Below are 16944 nucleotides of genomic sequence, written 5' to 3' on the forward strand. Positions count from 1 at the left end.
CCTCTCTCTATAAAATCAATCCGGCAGGCTCTTCAAGCAGCGTTTTGACCGTTTTCAGGAAGTCCGCAGCCGGGGCGCCGTCACATACTCTGTGATCAAAAGTAAGGCTCAGCGGCAGGATGGTGCTTTTGACAAGCTCATCTCCTTTGAACGCCGGTGTTTCATAGCTTGCGCCCACTCCGAGAATACCGGCTTCAGGCGGGTTGAGGATCGGGGTGAAATGCTCCACTCCGTAACCTCCGAGATTCGTAATAGAAAATGTCGATCCGCGAAGGTCATCGCCGGAAGCATTGCCTTCCCGCGCCCGCCGTGCAGATGTGCTGATGTGATCCGCAAGCTCAAGGAATGAAAGCTTTTCCGCATCCCGGATCACCGGCACAACAAGGCCGTTTTCAAGCGAAACCGCCATCCCGAGATGGACATATGGATAGGTGATGATCCGCTCCTCTTGATAAGAGCTGTTCAGTTCAGGATGCTGTTTCAGCGCAAGCACCGCCGCCCGGGATACGAAGTGCGTGACTGTCAGCTTAACACCGCTCCGCTTTTTCGCACTGTCAGCGAGCTGCCGCTGCCATTTCAACAGCTCTGTAATGTCGGCTTTCATGGTCAGCGTCAGCTGGGCGCTGTTTTGCAGGCTTTTGTGCATTCGGTCTGCAATCACTTTTCTCATCGCTGAAGCCGGTTTTCCCTCCGGCTGTGCCGTCTGAACCGAAGACTGCGGTTCAGCTTCCGTCTTCATGGCCTTGATGACGTCAGCTTTTACAATTCGGCCTCCGGGACCCGTCCCGTTCAGCGTATCAACTTTCAATCCGGCTTTCTCGGCCATTTTTCGGGCAACGGGAGATATTTTCACGCGGTGTTTACGCTTTTGCCCGGCTTTGGGAGCGGGAATATTTTCAGGTTCAGCTTGCGGTTTCCCTTCATTTTCAGGCGCCGGTGTCTCTTTTTCCCGCACTTCTTCGCCGTTTTCCCCGATATAACAGATGGCCGTTCCCGGCGGGACTCCCTCTCCCTCTTTGACTTTAATATGAAGAAGCGTGCCGCTTTCAGGCGCTTCAATGTCCATTTCTATTTTTTCAGAGTTGATGCTGGCGATGCTTTCTCCCTTTTCAACCGGGTCGCCGACTTTTTTATTCCAGACGGATACTTCACCTTTTTTCATCGCCATTCCAAGCTTCGGCATCACTACTTTTACAGCCATTCTTTATCCCTCCTTTAATACGCCAAAGGTTCTCCTAAAAGCTCAAGCGTCTCATTTACGATACGTGCCGGCGTCGGAAGATAGATATCTTCTAAGACCGGCGAAAACGGAACAGGCGTATGCGGGGCCGTGATTCGTTTTATCGGTGCGTCCAGCAGGTCAAAGCCTTTATCCGCAGCAAGCGCCGCGATGTCTGTCGCAATGCTGCAGCGCGGATTGGCTTCATCAATAATGATCAGCCTGTTTGTTTTTTCAAGTGACGCAAGGATAGCCTCTTCATCAAGCGGTGACAGACTGCGGGGGTCAAGCACCTCGGCTTCGATCCCTTTTTTCGACAGCTCTTCCGCGGCTTCCAGCGCCGTATTCACCTGCTTGCCGACTGCAAAAAGCGTCACATCGCCGCCTTGGCGTTTAATATCGGCTTTGCCGAGCGGAATCGTATAATATCCTTCAGGCACCTCGCCTGTCATGCTGTAGGACGTTTTGTCTTCAAAAAAGAACACCGGATCATTGTCCTCAATCGCAGCCAGAAGAAGTCCTTTTGCATCATACGGATTTGAAGGAACGACGGTTTTCAGGCCGGGAATGCTTGTAAACAGAGCATACATGGCTTGAGAATGCTGGGCGGCCGCTCTGAAACCCGCTCCGTAAGTCGTACGCACTGTAATCGGCACTTGGGCTTTCCCGCCGAACATATAGCGGAATTTCGCCCCCTGATTAAGCACCTGATCAAAACAGGTTCCGATAAAGTCATTGAACATCAGCTCGGCAATCGGTCTGAGTCCGGTGGAGGCCGCAGCCATGGCCGCTCCCATGTAACCCGCTTCAGAAATCGGCGTATCAAGCACCCTGCTTCTCCCGAATTCCTGAACAAGCCCCTTCGTCACACCAAGCACGCCGCCCCATGCTTCATCATTCTGCAAATGGTCGACATCCGCGCCTCCGGCCACATCTTCACCGATTAACAGCACATTTTCATCTCTTTGCATCGCAAGTCTCATCGCTTCATTGATTGCATCAGACATGCTCACGATTCTTGCCATTTCAACATTCCCCCTTTTTTAATAGCTCACATACACATCGGTCAGAAGCTCAGATTCGCTCGGATACGGGCTTTTCTCACTGAAAGAAACCGCTTTTTCAACCGCTTGTTTCACATTGTTTTCAATATCGGCGAGCTTTTGTTCCGCTGTCTTTTCCTGAAGCAGATATGCTTTAAAAGCGCTGATTGCATCACGGTCTAAGTGATCCGTCTTTTCCTCTTTCGGCTTATACGTCTGGGCGTCTCCTTCGAAGTGGCCGTAATTTCTGTAAGTCATGCATTCAATTAATGACGGCCCTCCGCCGTTTCTCGCCCGCGTGACCGCTTCTTCTGCGGCTTCATAAACGGCCAGCACGTCTTTTCCGTCCACAGTTACGCCGGGCATCCGGTAAGCCGCCGCTCTGTCGGCAATAGAGTCACAGGCCGACGCGTACGAAAACGGCGTCGCTTCTCCGTAGCCGTTGTTTTCCGCGATAAACACGACAGGAAGATTCCATACAGCCGCCAGATTGAGCCCCTCATGAAACGTGCCTTGGTTGTTTGCGCCGTCCCCGAAGAAGCAAACGCTTACATTATTAGTCCCTTTATATTTAGCCGTCAGCGCTGATCCGCAGGCAAGCGTAAAGCCTCCGCCTACAATTCCGTTTGCGCCGAGCATGCCTTTATCCAGATCTGCAATGTGCATAGAACCGCCCTTGCCTTTACACAGTCCGGTCGCTTTCCCGAATATTTCCGCCATCATACCATCCAGATCACAGCCTTTGGCGATACAATGGCCATGTCCTCTGTGTGTGCTTGTAATGCTGTCTCCATCATTCAAATGAGCGCACACCCCTGCAGCTACCGCTTCCTCACCGGCATACAAATGGACGAATCCTGGAAGCACTCCCTGCGCGAACAGTTCATGGACTTTGTCTTCAAAGCCCCTGATTTCCAGCATCTTTTGGTACATCCACAGCGCTTTCTCCTCAGTTAATGACAAGCCTTCTCGTTTTAACAATTCCATTTTTTGTGCGCCTCCTTCTATTTAGGGTTCATATTTATAAATGCAAGAAGTGTGCCAGCTTTTAAAGCCCGTAAAATCAATGTTTTTATTTTATACTGTGAGACAGTTTGATACAGGTGTCTCATTTTGTCTCGATCTATATCCATTTGTCTCGTTTTCAGGTATACAAAAAAGACCGGATATCACCCGGTCTTTGACAATGATCGACGTATTTATTTCCTCGGAAATCTTTTAACAGCTTCATACTTCTGCACTGCTTGTCTGAATGGCTGTTACAGTTCATGCTTTTCTTCTGCAGCCTTCTTCAGCGCTTGAAGCATGTAGCCAATGCCTTTGTACGATGACAGAGGCCAGCTGACATGCTGATGCTTTTCGATAACGGCGTTTAGGACGCTTCGGTATTTTTTCCCGCCAAGCATGACAATTTCAACGGTGTCAGAAAAGCCTTTTTCACAAAATTGGCGCTGCAGCTCCTCCGCTGCCATGATCTCCGGATGACCGGTTCCAAAAGTGACATCGTAATTTTCAGGAACCATATCATCCGGACGAAGGAATCCGTGCTTTGCCGACAAAATCACCCACTCATCGAAAAAAGCTTTCGCGTATCGCTCGCATGCTTGATGAAATGGGCTGAGATAGGCGTCCTCCGCCTTTACCGGCCCTGTATCCGGATTGATGTCCCAGATTTTTTTCTTGCCGCAGGGGATGATGCACAGTCGTTTCATTTTTCTTTCCCCCTTTATGCAGTTTCTCATATCAATGTACCATTATCTGCTGATTTACGCATGATAAAACGTCAGACAGAAGCCCTTGGAACGGGACATAGATCTGCTTTCTGTAATCAGGGTGCAGGCGGGGGAAAGGCTGCACACAAAAAGACCCGGAATTCATACTGAAATCCGGGCCGGATGAGGAATTGTATATGTCACTCTTGCTCCATCCCATCAAGATACTTTCTCTCAAAGTCATCGAGCAATGCACGCACTTCATCTGTTGACTTTGTATTCATGCATTGATTTCTTAATTCACTTGCCCCCCGGAATCCGCGGAGATAAATCTTGAAAAAGCGAGGGAGCGGTTTGTATGCTCTAGCTTCTTCTTTTGAATATTCATCATGAAGATCCAGATGCAGTCTCAAAAGATCAAGCAATTCCTTACTGCTATGCTCTTTCGGCTCCTTTTCAAAGGCGAATGGATTTGTAAAAATGCCTCGTCCAATCATAATCCCGTCAACACCGTATTGTTCGGCAAGCTTTAACCCGGTTTCCCGGTCAGGAATATCCCCGTTGATCGTCAAAAGGGTATCTGGCGCTATCTCGTCACGAAGTTTCTTGATTTCCGGGATCAGCTCCCAATGCGCATCTACTTTACTCATTTCCGCTCTGGTGCGCAGATGAATGGAAAGGTTAGCAATATCCTGTTTCAATACGTGTGTCAGCCAGCCGCGCCATTCGTCTACATCCGTGTAGCCAAGTCTGGTCTTCACACTTACCGGCAGTCCTCCCGCTTTCGCTGCCTGTATTAATTCGGCTGCAACTTCAGGACGGCAGATCAGGCCGCTTCCCTTTCCGTTCCCCGCCACATTAGGCACAGGACAGCCCATATTGATATCCAGCCCTTTAAACCCTAATTCCGCCATCCCAATACTCATTTGGCGAAAGTTTTCAGGCTTATCTCCCCATATGTGGGCTACCATCGGCTGTTCATCCTCTGTAAAAGTCAAACGGCCGCGCACACTATCCTTCCCATCCGGGTGACAATAGCTTTCTGAGTTTGTAAACTCTGTAAAAAACACATCAGGCCTGCCAGCTTCACTCACAACATGGCGAAAAACAACATCCGTCACATCTTCCATTGGCGCCAATACAAAAAATGGCCGCGGCAATTCACGCCAGAAATTATCTATCATAACAAATTCATATCCTTTCATTAGGGAATAAGGCTGCATCATTTATTAAAAAACTGACCATGCTTTCCTTTTACACTTATAGCACGCGAAAGCTTTTCTTATCAAACGATAGTAAATTTTGAACATTTCACTTTTTACACGTAAAAAAGTGAAAAAGCAAACTGAAGCAGAACACATGAATTGAGTTAACGTAATAGACTATCGCTATAGTTATCCTCATATCGTTCATTTCTGATCAACTCAGTCAACTCCTTAACCTTTAATAGGTTCTAAGAGAAAAAGTGTGATGATTAAGTGCACCTTATTTATATTGTGGTTATTAATAGTAGCGCTGACCTTCATCTTTCGCAGCAGCCTTACTTATGAGCTTTTTGGATAAAAAGGATTCCAACCTAAATAGAATATCATATGAGTTCTCCCGATTACCAATGCAAAATAATTGTCAAAATATCTGCATAAAAAAATAAATAATTACATTTATAAGGCGCCGCCAGAAATCACTATATATGTTTGGATAAGGTTTCGATTCGGTAACCCTGATCCAAAACCAATAAAATAGACTGCTGACTAAGTGCCGCAGTCTTCATTTCGAATATCCTTTTTTATACCTGTGATGATTTGTATAACAGTGAAAATCCCCAAGAAAACAGTGACAATATTAAACCATGGATTCTCATAGAATGAAAGATAGTTTTGAAAGAAATCCAGTTCAACTATATTTGCTGGGAATCCATTCATTTCTCTATACTTAGGACCCCATCCCGTTAATTCTACAAAGTTAAAATAAAGCTGTGAAACTAAAAATGCCAAAACCGTGAGAAACCAACTTCTTTTATATAACGGTCGTTTTTTGTTTACTTTATCCATTTAGCCAGTTTCCTTTTCTGTAATATTTTTACTAAGTGTCCATCTAAAATCATTATATTATGAAGCAGCAGATGTGCCAACTTCTTTTCTCACTACCTTCATAAGTCTGTACGTGAACTGTTTTCATTCCAACCTTCAATGATTATCATCGAACGATAAGTGTTAGAGTTTTAACTGTTATAAAATTCTTTTTTGAAACGATCAATTTTTATTATTGGCTGCCGATATAACGATTTTGAGAACTGGATAGAGTTATGCCGGCACTTTCGGAGCAGTAAAATCTCTTCCCTTTTACGATGTACTTTTCCTAAATCAGACCTTCCAACCCGAAGTCCACCGTTCGAGTTGTAATAGACTTTTCCTGCATACTTTTCTGCTCGACATTAGCTGTTTTCATTCGCTTATCTCACGTTTTTCAACTCTTTTCGTCAGTTAAAATAAGTATCCGCACATGAAAAAGATCCGGAAATCGGCAATGTTCATTCTGCCGAAATCCAGATCTGATGAGAAATTGTTTATTTTTAGTGAGACGATTTCAATACAAGCTTCGCCACAGCTTCCACATGAGCCGTCTGCGGAAACATATCCACAGGCTGAATATATTCGACGCGATAGTCTTTCGACAGCGCCTGCAAGTCTTTGGCCAGTGTGGAAGGATTGCAGGAAACATAGACGAAGCGTTTCGGTTTTACTTTTTTGATGGTGTCTAAAAATGTTCTGTCACAGCCGGTTCTCGGCGGGTCGACGATGACCACGTCAGGGCGGAAACCTTCTTTCGTCCATTTCGGGAGCCAGTGTTCGGCTGTTCCTGTGACATATGCCGCGTTTTTGATGCCGTGTTTTTTGGCGTTCTTCTTCGCATCATCAATTGATTCTTTAATGACGTCCATGCCGCGGATCTCTTTTGCGCCGCTTGAGACCCACATGCCGATCGTACCGACGCCGCAATATGCGTCAACGACTTTCTCTGTTCCGGTCAGCTGCGCCGCTTTTTTCACTTCGTCATACAGCTTGACCGTCTGCTCAGGGTTGAGCTGGAAGAAAGCGCGGGCGCTCAGTTCAAATGACACGTCGCCAAGCACCTCTTGAATGGCATGGCTTCCGGCCAGCGCTTTTGTTTTGTCACCGAAAATGACGGATGTGCGCGCGCCGTTGATGTTTTGAATAATCGATTTCACTTCCGGCAGACGGTTTTGAATGGCTTTGACGATTTCGTCTTTATTCGGCAGTGTCTCCTTCGCAGTGACAAGCACAACCTGCACTTCGCCTGTTTCAAAACCGACTCTCGTCACGATGGTGCGGACATCGCCTTTTTTGGTCCGTTCGTTATAAACAGATACGTTGTGTTTTTCCAAAATGCGGCGGACGATACCCGTTGTTTTGTTTGTCGCCGGATGCTGGACAATGCATTCCTTGATCGGAACAATTTTATGGGAGTCAAGTCCGTATAAGCCGGCAATGATGCTGCCGCTTTGCGAGCGTCCGACTTGGAACTGGCTTTTGTTCCGGTAATTCCACGGGTTGTCCATTCCGATCGTTTCTTTAATGTTCATTTCTTCGGCATTGAATCTCGTATGACGTTCCAAAGACTGAATGACGATATCGCGTTTTTCGCGAAGCTGCTGGGTGTATGCCAGATGCTGAAGCTGACAGCCGCCGCACTGGTCATAGACCGGACATGGCGGTGTGACGCGGTGTTCAGACGGCTTGCGGATTTTTTTGACGCGTGCTTCTGAAAATTTCGGCTGCACATTTGTCGCTTCGGCAACGACTTCTTCGCCGGGCAGAGCGCCGGGAACGAAGACAACCTTTTTCTTAAAATAACCGACGCCCTCTCCATTAATGCCGAGGCGTTTGATGGTCAGCGGAAATGTCTGTCCGATTTTCAATTCGGCAGGCGCCTTTTTTTGATGTTGATTCACGTTTTTTTCTCTCCGTTTCTATATAAAGCCTTCCTCATGGGAAAACGGCTGATTTGAAATACCGCATCTTTTCAGTATAACATGCAGCCGGCGGTTCCTTCATGTTTTTCATTGGAAGTTTCCAAAAAATGATCAAAGCGGTTTTCATTCAATACTTCTCCACAAATATAAGGACGCATAGCTTAAATACGGCGCCCATTCGCTGCTTACCTGGAGCATCATGTCTTTTGACGGTTTATCCTCAAGGGCGAAGCGGCGTTTGACGGCGTTTTGCAGGCCGATGTCCGCCAAAGGAAACAGATTCGGGCGGCCGAGGCCGAACATGAGGACGTTTTGGACGGTCCACGGCCCGATGCCTCTGATGGTGATCAGCTTTTTCATAATGTCTTCATCCGATAGATGGGACAGTTCCGCCAGATTGAGCGCCCCATCTGCAATCATCCGTGAAATGTCAATCGCATATTCCGCTTTTCTCATACTGAACTGGAGCTCCCTCAAGTCCTGATAATCAAGCGCCGCAATCGTTTTCGGCTCTGGATAGCACCAGACGCCGTCTTTTTGTTCACCGAAGGCATGGACGAACCGTTCCGTTAACGTAAAAGCGAAGGACAGATTGAGCTGCTGGTGGATGATGCATTTCATAAGACAGTTGTAGACGTCATATTCTAAGACGAGCGGGGTTCCCGCATGCTCCTCAAAAAGCGCCGACAGATTTGTTTTTGAGAAATGATCAAGCACCGGCTGAAGCGGCTGCTCCCACTGAAAAATGTGTTTGATCCGTTCAATCATCTCCGCGCGGTCACTTTCTCCGCTGACGAGAAAAACCGGGTCTGCGGCGGTGCCTTCCGCTTGAACCGTGATGACGGACAGTTTGCCGTCCCGTGTTCTGAGCGGCACTTTGATTGATCTTGCTTTAAGATCGACCGCATTCAGCGGATCGAGTGACAGCCTTTCAAGCACTTTATCAAAATGATACGGCGGCGTGACCGAAACCGTTTCCTCCCACATATGCTCCACCCCTTTTTGTCCAAGTATATCATGAAGCGGCCCGGCGGCAATTCGTATACTTTTCTTCATAACGCCGCATGATATAATGGCAGGCGGAGGGTTGTTTATGATACATATAACCGCAATCACAACACATAATGAGATATTAGATAATATCCCCCTATCACGTACAGAACAACCGGACATCGCATGGTATTGGGTTGATTTTTTCGGCGCCGAGAATGATGAAACCGAGCTGCTGCGGGATTATTTTCATTTTCATCCGCTCGCGATCGAGGATTGCTTTCAGCACATGCAGCGGCCGAAAATCGACCACTATGACGGCTACCGTTTTTATGTGCTCCACGCTTTAAACCCGGACACACTGGAAATGGAAGAGGTGGACATCTTTCAGTCCGACCGTTTCATCGTCAGCTTCCATTTGCACGAATCGCCCGGCGTCTCAAGGGTGAGAGAACGGTTTTTCGCTTCTCCGGGGTTAGCTAAAAAAGGGCCCGGACATATCACTTATATGATTATGGATCAGCTTGTCGATGAATATTTCCCTGTGCTGTACAAAATTGAAGACCGGCTGAATGAAATTGAAGACAGCAGAACACATAAATCTTACGGCACTTTAATGAATGAAGTGTTTGAATTGCGGACTGATCTTTTGAACCTGAGACGGACGATCATTCCGATGCGCGATTTAATGTACCGGATTTTGAGCCTTGACCATGTAAAAGAAAGCCGTGAAACGAAGGCTTATTTCAGCGATATTTATGACCACCTGTTAAAACTGGCTGAGCTGATCGAGTCAAACCGTGATATGACGTCAGATCTGCGGGACAGCTACGTGACGCTGAATTCAAACCGGATGAACGCCATTATGATGACGTTAACCATCGTCTCGACCATCTTTATACCGCTGACGTTCATCGCGGGGGTGTACGGTATGAATTTTGATAACATGCCCGAGCTTCACTGGAAATACGGATATTTTATCGTTTTGGGCGTCATGGCCGTTCTTGTGGCCGCCATGCTGTTTTGGTTCGCCCGCAAAGGCTGGTTTAATATTTTCAAGTAAGAACGGCTGCCGGCTGTTCTTTTTTTTGAGAAAACATGATATGTTGGAAAAAAACGTAAAGAGGTGTGCGCCGTTATCATGCTTTCTCACAAAACCATTTCTTCTGTCCTCCTGCTTTTTTGTGTCATGTCCATTGCCCCGCTGTATAACGGCTGTACGATGTCTGATTACATCTTTGAATCGCTCGGCTTTTCTCCCTGGTCTGAAGACGGAGCCCATATCTCCGTCATTCCCGGGGTCGTCCTTTACTTTGCGGCGTTAATCTGGTGTGCCGCCGCGTTCAGACGGACGCTTCCCGCGGCGGGGCTGTTTTTGATCTTTCTCAGTATGGGGGCCGCTTCCGGTATCAGTCCCGCCACCGAATATGCCGCTTTTTCCTTAAAACAATTCGCGCCCGAAAAAGAGGCTGTCGAATATTTGAAGCACCGCAGCGAATGCAGCCATTTCATTGAGGGAAAAAGAGCGAGCATGAGCTGTACGCTTTATGTCAATCACTACGGAAAAGGGGAACAAGCCATTTCTGTCACGCCGGACTTATCTGAGGACATAAAAGGCGTCACATTCAAATCAAAAACGTTCACAGTAAAGCCCCGTTCAAAAACAATCATCAAGACGCGGTTTACCGGGTTTTATAAAGGAAAAGCCGCTTCAGACTCCGGATGGTCTTCAGAACCTGAATTAAAAGTGGCAAGCCTGAACACAGCAGAATAAACACGTTGCCTATATAATGATGGAAAACACGTAATTGGAGGGATTGTTAAATGAAGATCGCCATCGTCGGACTCGGCAATATGGGACGCCCCATCGCCGAAAATATCATGAAAGCCGGATACAGTCTGACTGTATATAACCGGACGAAGGAAAAAGCGGCTGATCTGCTGGAAAAAGGGGCTGAATATGCCGAAACGCCCCGCCAGGCAGCTGAACATGCGGACATTGTACTTTCAATGCTGTCAGACGATGAAGCCGTAACAGGCGTGACGTTCGGAGCTGACGGCATTATTGCCGGGTTATCTGAAAACGGCATTCATATTTCAATGAGCACCATCAGTACAGCGCTGTCAGAACAGCTTTCCGCCGCACATTCGGGCAGAGGCCAATCCTTTATTGCCGCTCCCGTCCTCGGCCGGCCCGATGCCGCTGAGAAGGCCGAGCTCCGCATCATCACAGCCGGACCGGCAGAAGCGAAGAAAAAAGCCAAGTCTTTGCTAAAAAGCCTGAGCCAGCAGATATTTGACGTCGGTGAAGAAACAAAGACCGCAAATGCCACGAAAATCAGCATCAATTTCTTGCTCGTTTCTATGCTGGAGGCGCTATCTGAATCATTCTTAATGATGGAGAAGTACGGTTTAGAACGGAAACAATTTTTAGAAATCGCCAGCGCGCTCTTTGGCTCTCCTGTCTATCAAAATTACGGCACCATTATGGCTGATGAGGCATTTGAGCCGGCCGGTTTCAAAATGTCTTTAGGGCTGAAGGATACCAATCTGGCGCTCACCGCCGCGGAACAGGTTTCCGCCAAGCTCCCTCTTGCCGAGCTGGCCAAGAGCCATTTTGAAAGCGGGATCGAACAAGGATTCGGGGATTTGGATTGGGCCGCTTTGATTAAATGTCTGAAATAACAAAACACCTCTCCGTTATCAGGAGAGGTGTTTTTTACAGACGCGGCAGCTTCATTTCTTTCTCAAACATCAGATCATCGATGCTTTTAAACGTGTAGCCTTCTTTTTTCAAATCGGTAATCGCATCGTCCAGAGCTTCTGAATTGTCCTTTGAAACGGTGTGGAGAAGATAGATCGCGCCGGGATGCGCCTGTTTTATCATGTGATCATAGGCGTATTTTTTCCCTTTCTGCTCGTTAACCTTCCAATCGACAAATGCGACGGACCAGAAAACGGTTTGGTAGCCGAGGCGCTTCGTTTCTTTCAGGACATATTCGCTGAACACGCCGCGCGGCGGACGGAGATACAGATTGTCCCGCTTTCCGGTAATGTTGTAAACAGCTTCCGTGACGGAATCGAGTTCATCTTGAATCTGATCGCCCGTTTTTGTCGTCAGATCAGGATGATGAAAAGAATGATTGCCGATAATATGGCCTTCCTTTGACATCCGTTTAATCAAATCAGGCTGCTCTTTCACAAAATGGCCTGTGACAAAAAAAGTGCCTGTGACATGATGTTTCTTTAAAACATCAAGCACTTTCGGGGTATACCCATTTTCATATCCGTTATCAAACGTTAAATAAATGGTCTTTTCTTTCGTGTTGCCTAAATAAAAGGCATCGTATTTTTTGACAAGATTGTCCAGCTGTCTGCCGGCATCCGGCGGCTGATGATTGACGCTGCGTTTAAATCCCCAGTTTATCCGTTCATTCGGCACGGCCTCTGCACTGTTCATGCCTCCCGCAAGTAAAACAGCCATGCAGCAAATTGAACAAAACCATTTCATGCCCAGCACTCCTTCTGCATTTTTCCTTATTTTGCAGTAGGCTCATCCCTTTTATACAGCCGCATTATGGAAAGAGAAAAACCCCGGCAGACTGCCGAGGTTTATTCCCAATCCTTTTTGAAGCGTTCGTATTTTGCTTCCAGATCATCAAGCATGCCGATGAGCCGGTCTATATCTTCAACGTCCGTTGATTCAGGGTCTAATGAATCAATGACATTCATAAACATATCGAGTCTGTTCTTCAAGTAATCGAGCTGCTGATCTTTGCTGTTTACTGCGTTCCCCATACTTCCACTCCATTCATTTTTTATAATGGTAGCGTATTTTTTGCCGTTTTTCAATGGTTCCGCTACTTGCGATCTTGGCAGATCAGGTCTAAAATTAACACTTGGCAGACGTTAGTATGCCCATTTATAAAGGAGTTAGATAGTCATGACACAAAACACAGCACTGCGTCCGATCACACCGGAGTACGATCCTTGGGAAGCGTACATGGATGTCGACCAGTATGGAGATATGAAACTGACGAACGTTGAATTTACAACGACGACCTTGTGCAATATGAGATGCGAGCACTGCGCGGTCGGGTACACGCTTCAGCCGAAAGACCCGAATGCGCTGCCTATTGACCTTTTATTAAAGCGGCTTGAAGAAATTCCGCTGTTACGCTCGATCAGCATTACGGGCGGCGAACCGATGCTTTCGCTGAAATCGGTAAAGGAATATGTCGTCCCGCTTTTGAAATATGCGCATGAACGCGGCGTACGCACACAGATCAATTCAAACCTGACGCTTGATATCGGGCGCTACGAACGGATTATTCCTTATTTGGACGTCCTTCACATTTCCCACAACTGGGGAACGGTCGAGGACTTTGCCGACATCGGATTTGCGATGATGGAGAAAAAACCGACATTTGAACAGCGGGCGCGCTATTTTGACAAAATGATTGAAAACAGCCGCACGCTGGTCGAAGCGGGTGTAATGGTTTCAGCGGAAACGATGCTGAATAAACGCACGCTGCCGCATATTGAACATATTCACCGGCAGATTACGGAAGAAATGAAATGCCAGCGCCACGAAGTCCATCCGATGTATCCGAGTGATTTCGCCAGCGCGCTTGAATCACTCAGCCTGAAGGACATGAGACAGGCCATTCATCATCTGCTCGATATTCGCGATGAAGAAACATGGATGCTGTTCGGCACGCTCCCGTTTTACGCATGCAGTCCTGATGAAGAAGACCAGAAGCTCCTCCGCCGCCTGCGGGAAGCGAAAAACGTTACGGTGCGAAACGATCCTGACGGCCGCTCCCGCCTGAACGTCAACATCTTTGACGGAAATATCATTGTCACGGATTTCGGTGATACACCGCCGCTCGGCAATATTAAAACTGACAGCCTTCCTGAAGCGTATGACAAGTGGAGACAGACGAAGCTGAGCAAAGAGCTGAACTGCCGCTGTACAAACGTCCGGTGCCTCGGTCCGAACGTCCTTGTCAAAAACAGTTATTATCAGGAGACAGATTTTTCATTACGAAAAGCCAGAGGTTAACAGAAGATGGAAACGACAATTACGGATATTTTAAAAAGCAAAGTGGTTGAGATCATCATCGTCGCTCTCGTGCTTTACGCCGGTGTCTTTCTGATCAACCGTTTTGTACAGGTGTTATTTAAACGCACAGATTTCTTGGAGGAACGGAAAGGGAAAACGATTGAGAGCCTCGTCCGATCCATCACCCAGTATACGGCGACGATCGGATTTATCTTTTACGTCATTTCTTTATTCGTTCATGATTTCGGCAGAATTTTAGCCGGGGCGGGCGTTGCCGGTATCGTCATCGGTTTCGGCGCCCAGTCTTTAATCAAGGATATTTTGGCCGGTATCTTTTTAATATACGAACGCCAGCTGCATAAAGGCGATTACGTGACGATTAATAATCTCTTCAACGGTACAGTGGAAGAAATCGGCCTCCGTTCCCTGCAGATCCGTGAGTGGACCGGCAAGCTGCTTACCATTTCAAATGGTGAGGTGAGACAGCTTCAAAACTATAACATTGATTTTATGCGGATTACCGAGTCTGTCGTGATCAGTTATAAGGAAGATCCTGAGCGGGTATATGCCGTCTTAGAAAAAGCCTGTGACATGCTCAATGATGAGCTTCGCGATTCACTGAAGCGGGATGAATTTCTCAATGCGACGGAACCGTTTCAAGTGCATGGCATCATGAGCCTGAACAAATTGACGAGAGGCATTGAGTTTACCGTCAAAGGCATGGTTCAAGACACAGAATACTTCTCGGCGAGCCTTGCGGTGAGACGCGTTCTTGCCCGGGAGCTGTACAACAACAATGTGCAATTGCTTGAGGAAATGAATTATACACAAAAAAGCTGATTCCCAAACCGGAATCAGCTTTTTTTATTTATCTCGGCTGCGCTGTCATTTGAAAACCGAATGTGACATGATCCTGCACCGGAATCCAAGCGCCGATTCCTTGCGAGGTCACATTTTTGACGACAAGTTTCCGCTTGCTGCCTTTCAGCACCAAATACACTTCGCCGTATGTTACTTTTCCTTTCTCATTAACGGCCGGGGCATAGGCGTGCAGGTAGCCGAGCCGCTGCGGAGAAATTTTATAAATCTGATCGCGTTTTGTGCCGGCGCCGATGACCGTTTCAAACGCGAGCGGCAGTTTTGTTTTCTTCATCGCTTTTTGCATCATCATGCTTTTCACGTCTTCTGCGTTCGGCACTTTCGCTGTGAGCCCGCCTTTGATTTTGTATTGCTGTTCTTGGGCGTATGAGATTTCCGCGGCTTGCTGCCCGCCCCGGTTATCCGCTCTGTTCGTGTTGATTTTTTTATATTCCCAGTTGGCGACCGTTTCGTTCGATTGATAGCCGAGCGCCCATTTCCCGAGAAATATTGTCGCCCGGTATCCGATGGCAAGCGGTGAACCGGAAACCGAGGATTCATTCAGCATCTTTATCAGATGCGGATTTTCGATGTTGATCTCTGATGTATCTAACAATTCCTTTGCCAGTTTGCTCGGCTGAAGCATCGGCTGGTCCTGTGAAGCATTCGGATACGTATTTTCCTTGGAAACGCTGACGACAGAGTTGGGAACCTTAAACGGTTTCTTTGCACCGGCAGACGGCGCTGCAAAAAAACTAAAGGATAACAGCAGAATCAATGTGGCATGAAACAGCTTTTTCATCATATCACTCTTTCTATAGCATTTTCCTTTAGTCTTTTCCTCCGTAATCGTTGTTATCCGCATTTTTTACAGGTTAAAGCAGGAAAAATCCGATCGCCATGATGACATAAGCGGCAAGGAGAGTAGCTCCCTCAAACCAGTTTGAATCACCGTCATTTGAAATCATCGTCATCAAAAGGACGGATGATATCATCGCGACAAGCTCAGGCAATGTGAATACCAGCGGCATATTCACCGGGAAAAAGACGGAACAGATCACTAGCACCGGAGCGACAAACATGGCGATCTGCAAAGTCGAGCCGACCGCGATTTCAACGGCGACATCCATTTTGTCTTTGTACGCCATAATGATGGCCGACGCATGCTCTGCGGCATTTCCGACGATTGCGACGATAATCACCCCGATAAACAATTCGCTCCAGCCGAACTGTTCAGCCACCGCATGAAACGTATGGACAAGGTTTTCAGATATGTAGGCGACAATAATGGTTGCGATAAATAAGACGGCTGTCGCTCTTTTCCCCGACCACTCAGGCTGCTCCTCTTCTTCCTTGGCCTCCGGCTGGTTCGGCTGATAAACACCGCGGTGGGTGACGAGCTTGAAATAAAGAGCCGCCACGTATAAAAGGATCATGATGATGCTGATGCCGACACTCAAATCAAGCTTGCTTTTTTCCCCCATATCGATGGAAAACACTTCGGGAATGACCAAAGCTACGATAATAGCAAATATTAACAGTACTGAATTGTGCCGGGCATCATGAATATTGAATTCCTGACGCTTGTATTTCAAACCGCCGATAAAAAACGACAATCCCGCGACAAGCAGAAGGTTGCCAAGTACCGAACCGGTCAGTGAAGCAAGCACGATGCCCGTCAGCCCTTCCTTTAAGGCAAATAGCGATATAATCAGCTCTACCGCATTTCCGAACGTCGCATTCAGCAGCCCCCCGACCCGCGGGCCCGCGATAATGGCCAGAGATTCAGTCGCTCTCCCCATAAAACTTGCAAGCGCGATAATCGTCAAGCAATAAATCATAAACAAAACAGCTGACGGCCAGTGCATCAGGCTTCCGATAACTGAAAGCGGCACTCCCGCCGCAGCGGTAAAGAAAAAAATCCGATTCATATTCTGCCTGGCTCCTTTTTTCGAATGAGTCTTTTTATATCCTTCTCAAAAACTCCCTCAATTACACTTCCGGAGAAATCCCAATTGGCATTTTCAGGTTGCCGGACGCGAAAAATCCGTGTACGATCAAGA

General features: G+C 47.3%; 16 protein-coding genes and 1 pseudogene. 5 read left to right on the forward strand and 12 right to left on the reverse strand.

Annotated features, from left to right (window positions below; translation table 11 throughout):
• Positions 1-7 precede the first annotated feature (7 nt).
• The 8 genes and pseudogenes from AUL54_RS06720 to AUL54_RS06755 form a co-directional block, all read right to left on the reverse strand.
• Positions 8-1201 (reverse strand): dihydrolipoamide acetyltransferase family protein, encoded by a 1194-nt coding sequence (locus tag AUL54_RS06720; protein WP_060963316.1) that lies wholly within the window; start codon positions 1199-1201, stop codon positions 8-10.
• 14 nt (positions 1202-1215) lie between these two features.
• A complete protein-coding gene (locus AUL54_RS06725) occupies positions 1216-2244 on the reverse strand; it encodes an alpha-ketoacid dehydrogenase subunit beta (protein ID WP_060963317.1) in 1029 nt (342 codons plus the stop codon).
• Positions 2229-3249, reverse strand: a pseudogene (locus AUL54_RS06730) (thiamine pyrophosphate-dependent dehydrogenase E1 component subunit alpha). Before AUL54_RS06730 ends, AUL54_RS06725 begins: the two are co-directional and overlap by 16 nt.
• Before the next feature lie 272 nt (positions 3250-3521).
• A complete protein-coding gene (locus tag AUL54_RS06735; RefSeq protein WP_060963318.1) occupies positions 3522-3974 on the reverse strand; it encodes a DUF6884 domain-containing protein in 453 nt (150 codons plus the stop codon).
• 200 nt (positions 3975-4174) lie between these two features.
• A complete protein-coding gene (locus AUL54_RS06740; RefSeq protein ID WP_060965068.1) occupies positions 4175-5158 on the reverse strand; it encodes a tRNA dihydrouridine synthase in 984 nt (327 codons plus the stop codon).
• 567 nt (positions 5159-5725) lie between these two features.
• Positions 5726-6025, reverse strand: coding sequence for a YfzA family protein (locus AUL54_RS06745; protein ID WP_060963319.1), 300 nt, complete (start codon positions 6023-6025; stop codon positions 5726-5728).
• Positions 6026-6546: 521 nt separating this feature from the next.
• Positions 6547-7947, reverse strand: coding sequence for a 23S rRNA (uracil(1939)-C(5))-methyltransferase RlmD (gene rlmD / locus AUL54_RS06750; RefSeq protein ID WP_060963320.1), 1401 nt, complete (start codon positions 7945-7947; stop codon positions 6547-6549).
• Positions 7948-8091: 144 nt separating this feature from the next.
• Positions 8092-8955, reverse strand: coding sequence for a DNA-3-methyladenine glycosylase family protein (locus AUL54_RS06755; RefSeq protein WP_060963321.1), 864 nt, complete (start codon positions 8953-8955; stop codon positions 8092-8094).
• A 106-nt stretch (positions 8956-9061) separates the two neighbouring features.
• Here AUL54_RS06755 and corA point away from each other — a divergent pair, with 106 nt between their 5' ends.
• The 3 genes from corA (at position 9062) to AUL54_RS06770 (ending at position 11643) form a co-directional block, all read left to right on the forward strand.
• A complete protein-coding gene (corA, locus tag AUL54_RS06760) occupies positions 9062-10021 on the forward strand; it encodes a magnesium/cobalt transporter CorA (RefSeq protein WP_016936755.1) in 960 nt (319 codons plus the stop codon).
• Between the two features lie 63 nt (positions 10022-10084).
• Entirely contained in the window at positions 10085-10732 is a 648-nt protein-coding gene (locus AUL54_RS06765; RefSeq protein ID WP_060963322.1) for a hypothetical protein, read from the forward strand.
• 50 nt (positions 10733-10782) lie between these two features.
• Entirely contained in the window at positions 10783-11643 is an 861-nt protein-coding gene (locus tag AUL54_RS06770; RefSeq protein WP_060963323.1) for an NAD(P)-dependent oxidoreductase, read from the forward strand.
• A 34-nt stretch (positions 11644-11677) separates the two neighbouring features.
• On the opposite strand, the gene pdaA is transcribed toward AUL54_RS06770, so the two are convergent.
• A complete protein-coding gene (pdaA, locus tag AUL54_RS06775; protein WP_060963324.1) occupies positions 11678-12469 on the reverse strand; it encodes a delta-lactam-biosynthetic de-N-acetylase in 792 nt (263 codons plus the stop codon).
• 101 nt (positions 12470-12570) lie between these two features.
• Complete coding sequence (locus AUL54_RS06780) at positions 12571-12756, reverse strand: SE1561 family protein (protein ID WP_003155558.1); 186 nt, start codon at positions 12754-12756, stop codon at positions 12571-12573.
• Between the two features lie 145 nt (positions 12757-12901).
• On the opposite strand from AUL54_RS06780, the gene yfkAB reads away from it, so the two are divergent.
• Together yfkAB and AUL54_RS06790 are read left to right on the forward strand one after the other, a co-directional pair.
• On the forward strand, positions 12902-14023 hold the full coding sequence (gene yfkAB / locus AUL54_RS06785; RefSeq protein ID WP_016936759.1) for a radical SAM/CxCxxxxC motif protein YfkAB: 1122 nt from the start codon (positions 12902-12904) through the stop codon (positions 14021-14023).
• A 6-nt stretch (positions 14024-14029) separates the two neighbouring features.
• Positions 14030-14863 carry a mechanosensitive ion channel family protein gene (locus AUL54_RS06790; RefSeq protein WP_060963325.1) on the forward strand — a complete coding sequence of 278 codons (834 nt, stop codon included), beginning with the start codon at positions 14030-14032 and terminating at the stop codon, positions 14861-14863.
• Between the two features lie 28 nt (positions 14864-14891).
• Here the strand turns inward: AUL54_RS06790 and AUL54_RS06795 are convergent, their stop codons facing one another.
• Both AUL54_RS06795 and cax read right to left on the reverse strand, forming a co-directional pair.
• The gene (locus tag AUL54_RS06795) at positions 14892-15686 is read right to left on the reverse strand and encodes a YfkD famly protein (RefSeq protein ID WP_101605574.1); all 795 of its coding nucleotides are present in this window, start codon (positions 15684-15686) and stop codon (positions 14892-14894) included.
• 70 nt (positions 15687-15756) lie between these two features.
• The gene (cax, locus tag AUL54_RS06800) at positions 15757-16812 is read right to left on the reverse strand and encodes a calcium/proton exchanger (RefSeq protein WP_060963327.1); all 1056 of its coding nucleotides are present in this window, start codon (positions 16810-16812) and stop codon (positions 15757-15759) included.
• Positions 16813-16944 lie beyond the last annotated feature (132 nt).

The organism is Bacillus sp. SDLI1 (assembly GCF_001553895.1).
GTDB lineage: Bacteria > Bacillota > Bacilli > Bacillales > Bacillaceae > Bacillus > Bacillus siamensis.

What these genes read in the sequence shown, in the direction of transcription:
- AUL54_RS06795 (WP_101605574.1), bottom strand. Translation starts at nt 15,686, where the DNA reads ATGATGAAAAAGCTGTTTCATGCCACATTGATTCTGCTGTTATCCTTT.
- pdaA (WP_060963324.1), bottom strand. Translation starts at nt 12,469, where the DNA reads ATGAAATGGTTTTGTTCAATTTGCTGCATGGCTGTTTTACTTGCGGGA.
- AUL54_RS06735 (WP_060963318.1), bottom strand. Translation starts at nt 3,974, where the DNA reads ATGAAACGACTGTGCATCATCCCCTGCGGCAAGAAAAAAATCTGGGAC.
- yfkAB (WP_016936759.1), top strand. Translation starts at nt 12,902, where the DNA reads ATGACACAAAACACAGCACTGCGTCCGATCACACCGGAGTACGATCCT.
- AUL54_RS06770 (WP_060963323.1), top strand. Translation starts at nt 10,783, where the DNA reads ATGAAGATCGCCATCGTCGGACTCGGCAATATGGGACGCCCCATCGCC.
- AUL54_RS06755 (WP_060963321.1), bottom strand. Translation starts at nt 8,955, where the DNA reads ATGTGGGAGGAAACGGTTTCGGTCACGCCGCCGTATCATTTTGATAAA.
- AUL54_RS06780 (WP_003155558.1), bottom strand. Translation starts at nt 12,756, where the DNA reads ATGGGGAACGCAGTAAACAGCAAAGATCAGCAGCTCGATTACTTGAAG.
- AUL54_RS06720 (WP_060963316.1), bottom strand. Translation starts at nt 1,201, where the DNA reads ATGGCTGTAAAAGTAGTGATGCCGAAGCTTGGAATGGCGATGAAAAAA.
- AUL54_RS06725 (WP_060963317.1), bottom strand. Translation starts at nt 2,244, where the DNA reads ATGGCAAGAATCGTGAGCATGTCTGATGCAATCAATGAAGCGATGAGA.
- cax (WP_060963327.1), bottom strand. Translation starts at nt 16,812, where the DNA reads ATGAATCGGATTTTTTTCTTTACCGCTGCGGCGGGAGTGCCGCTTTCA.
- AUL54_RS06740 (WP_060965068.1), bottom strand. Translation starts at nt 5,158, where the DNA reads ATGATAGATAATTTCTGGCGTGAATTGCCGCGGCCATTTTTTGTATTG.
- corA (WP_016936755.1), top strand. Translation starts at nt 9,062, where the DNA reads ATGATACATATAACCGCAATCACAACACATAATGAGATATTAGATAAT.
- AUL54_RS06745 (WP_060963319.1), bottom strand. Translation starts at nt 6,025, where the DNA reads ATGGATAAAGTAAACAAAAAACGACCGTTATATAAAAGAAGTTGGTTT.
- AUL54_RS06790 (WP_060963325.1), top strand. Translation starts at nt 14,030, where the DNA reads ATGGAAACGACAATTACGGATATTTTAAAAAGCAAAGTGGTTGAGATC.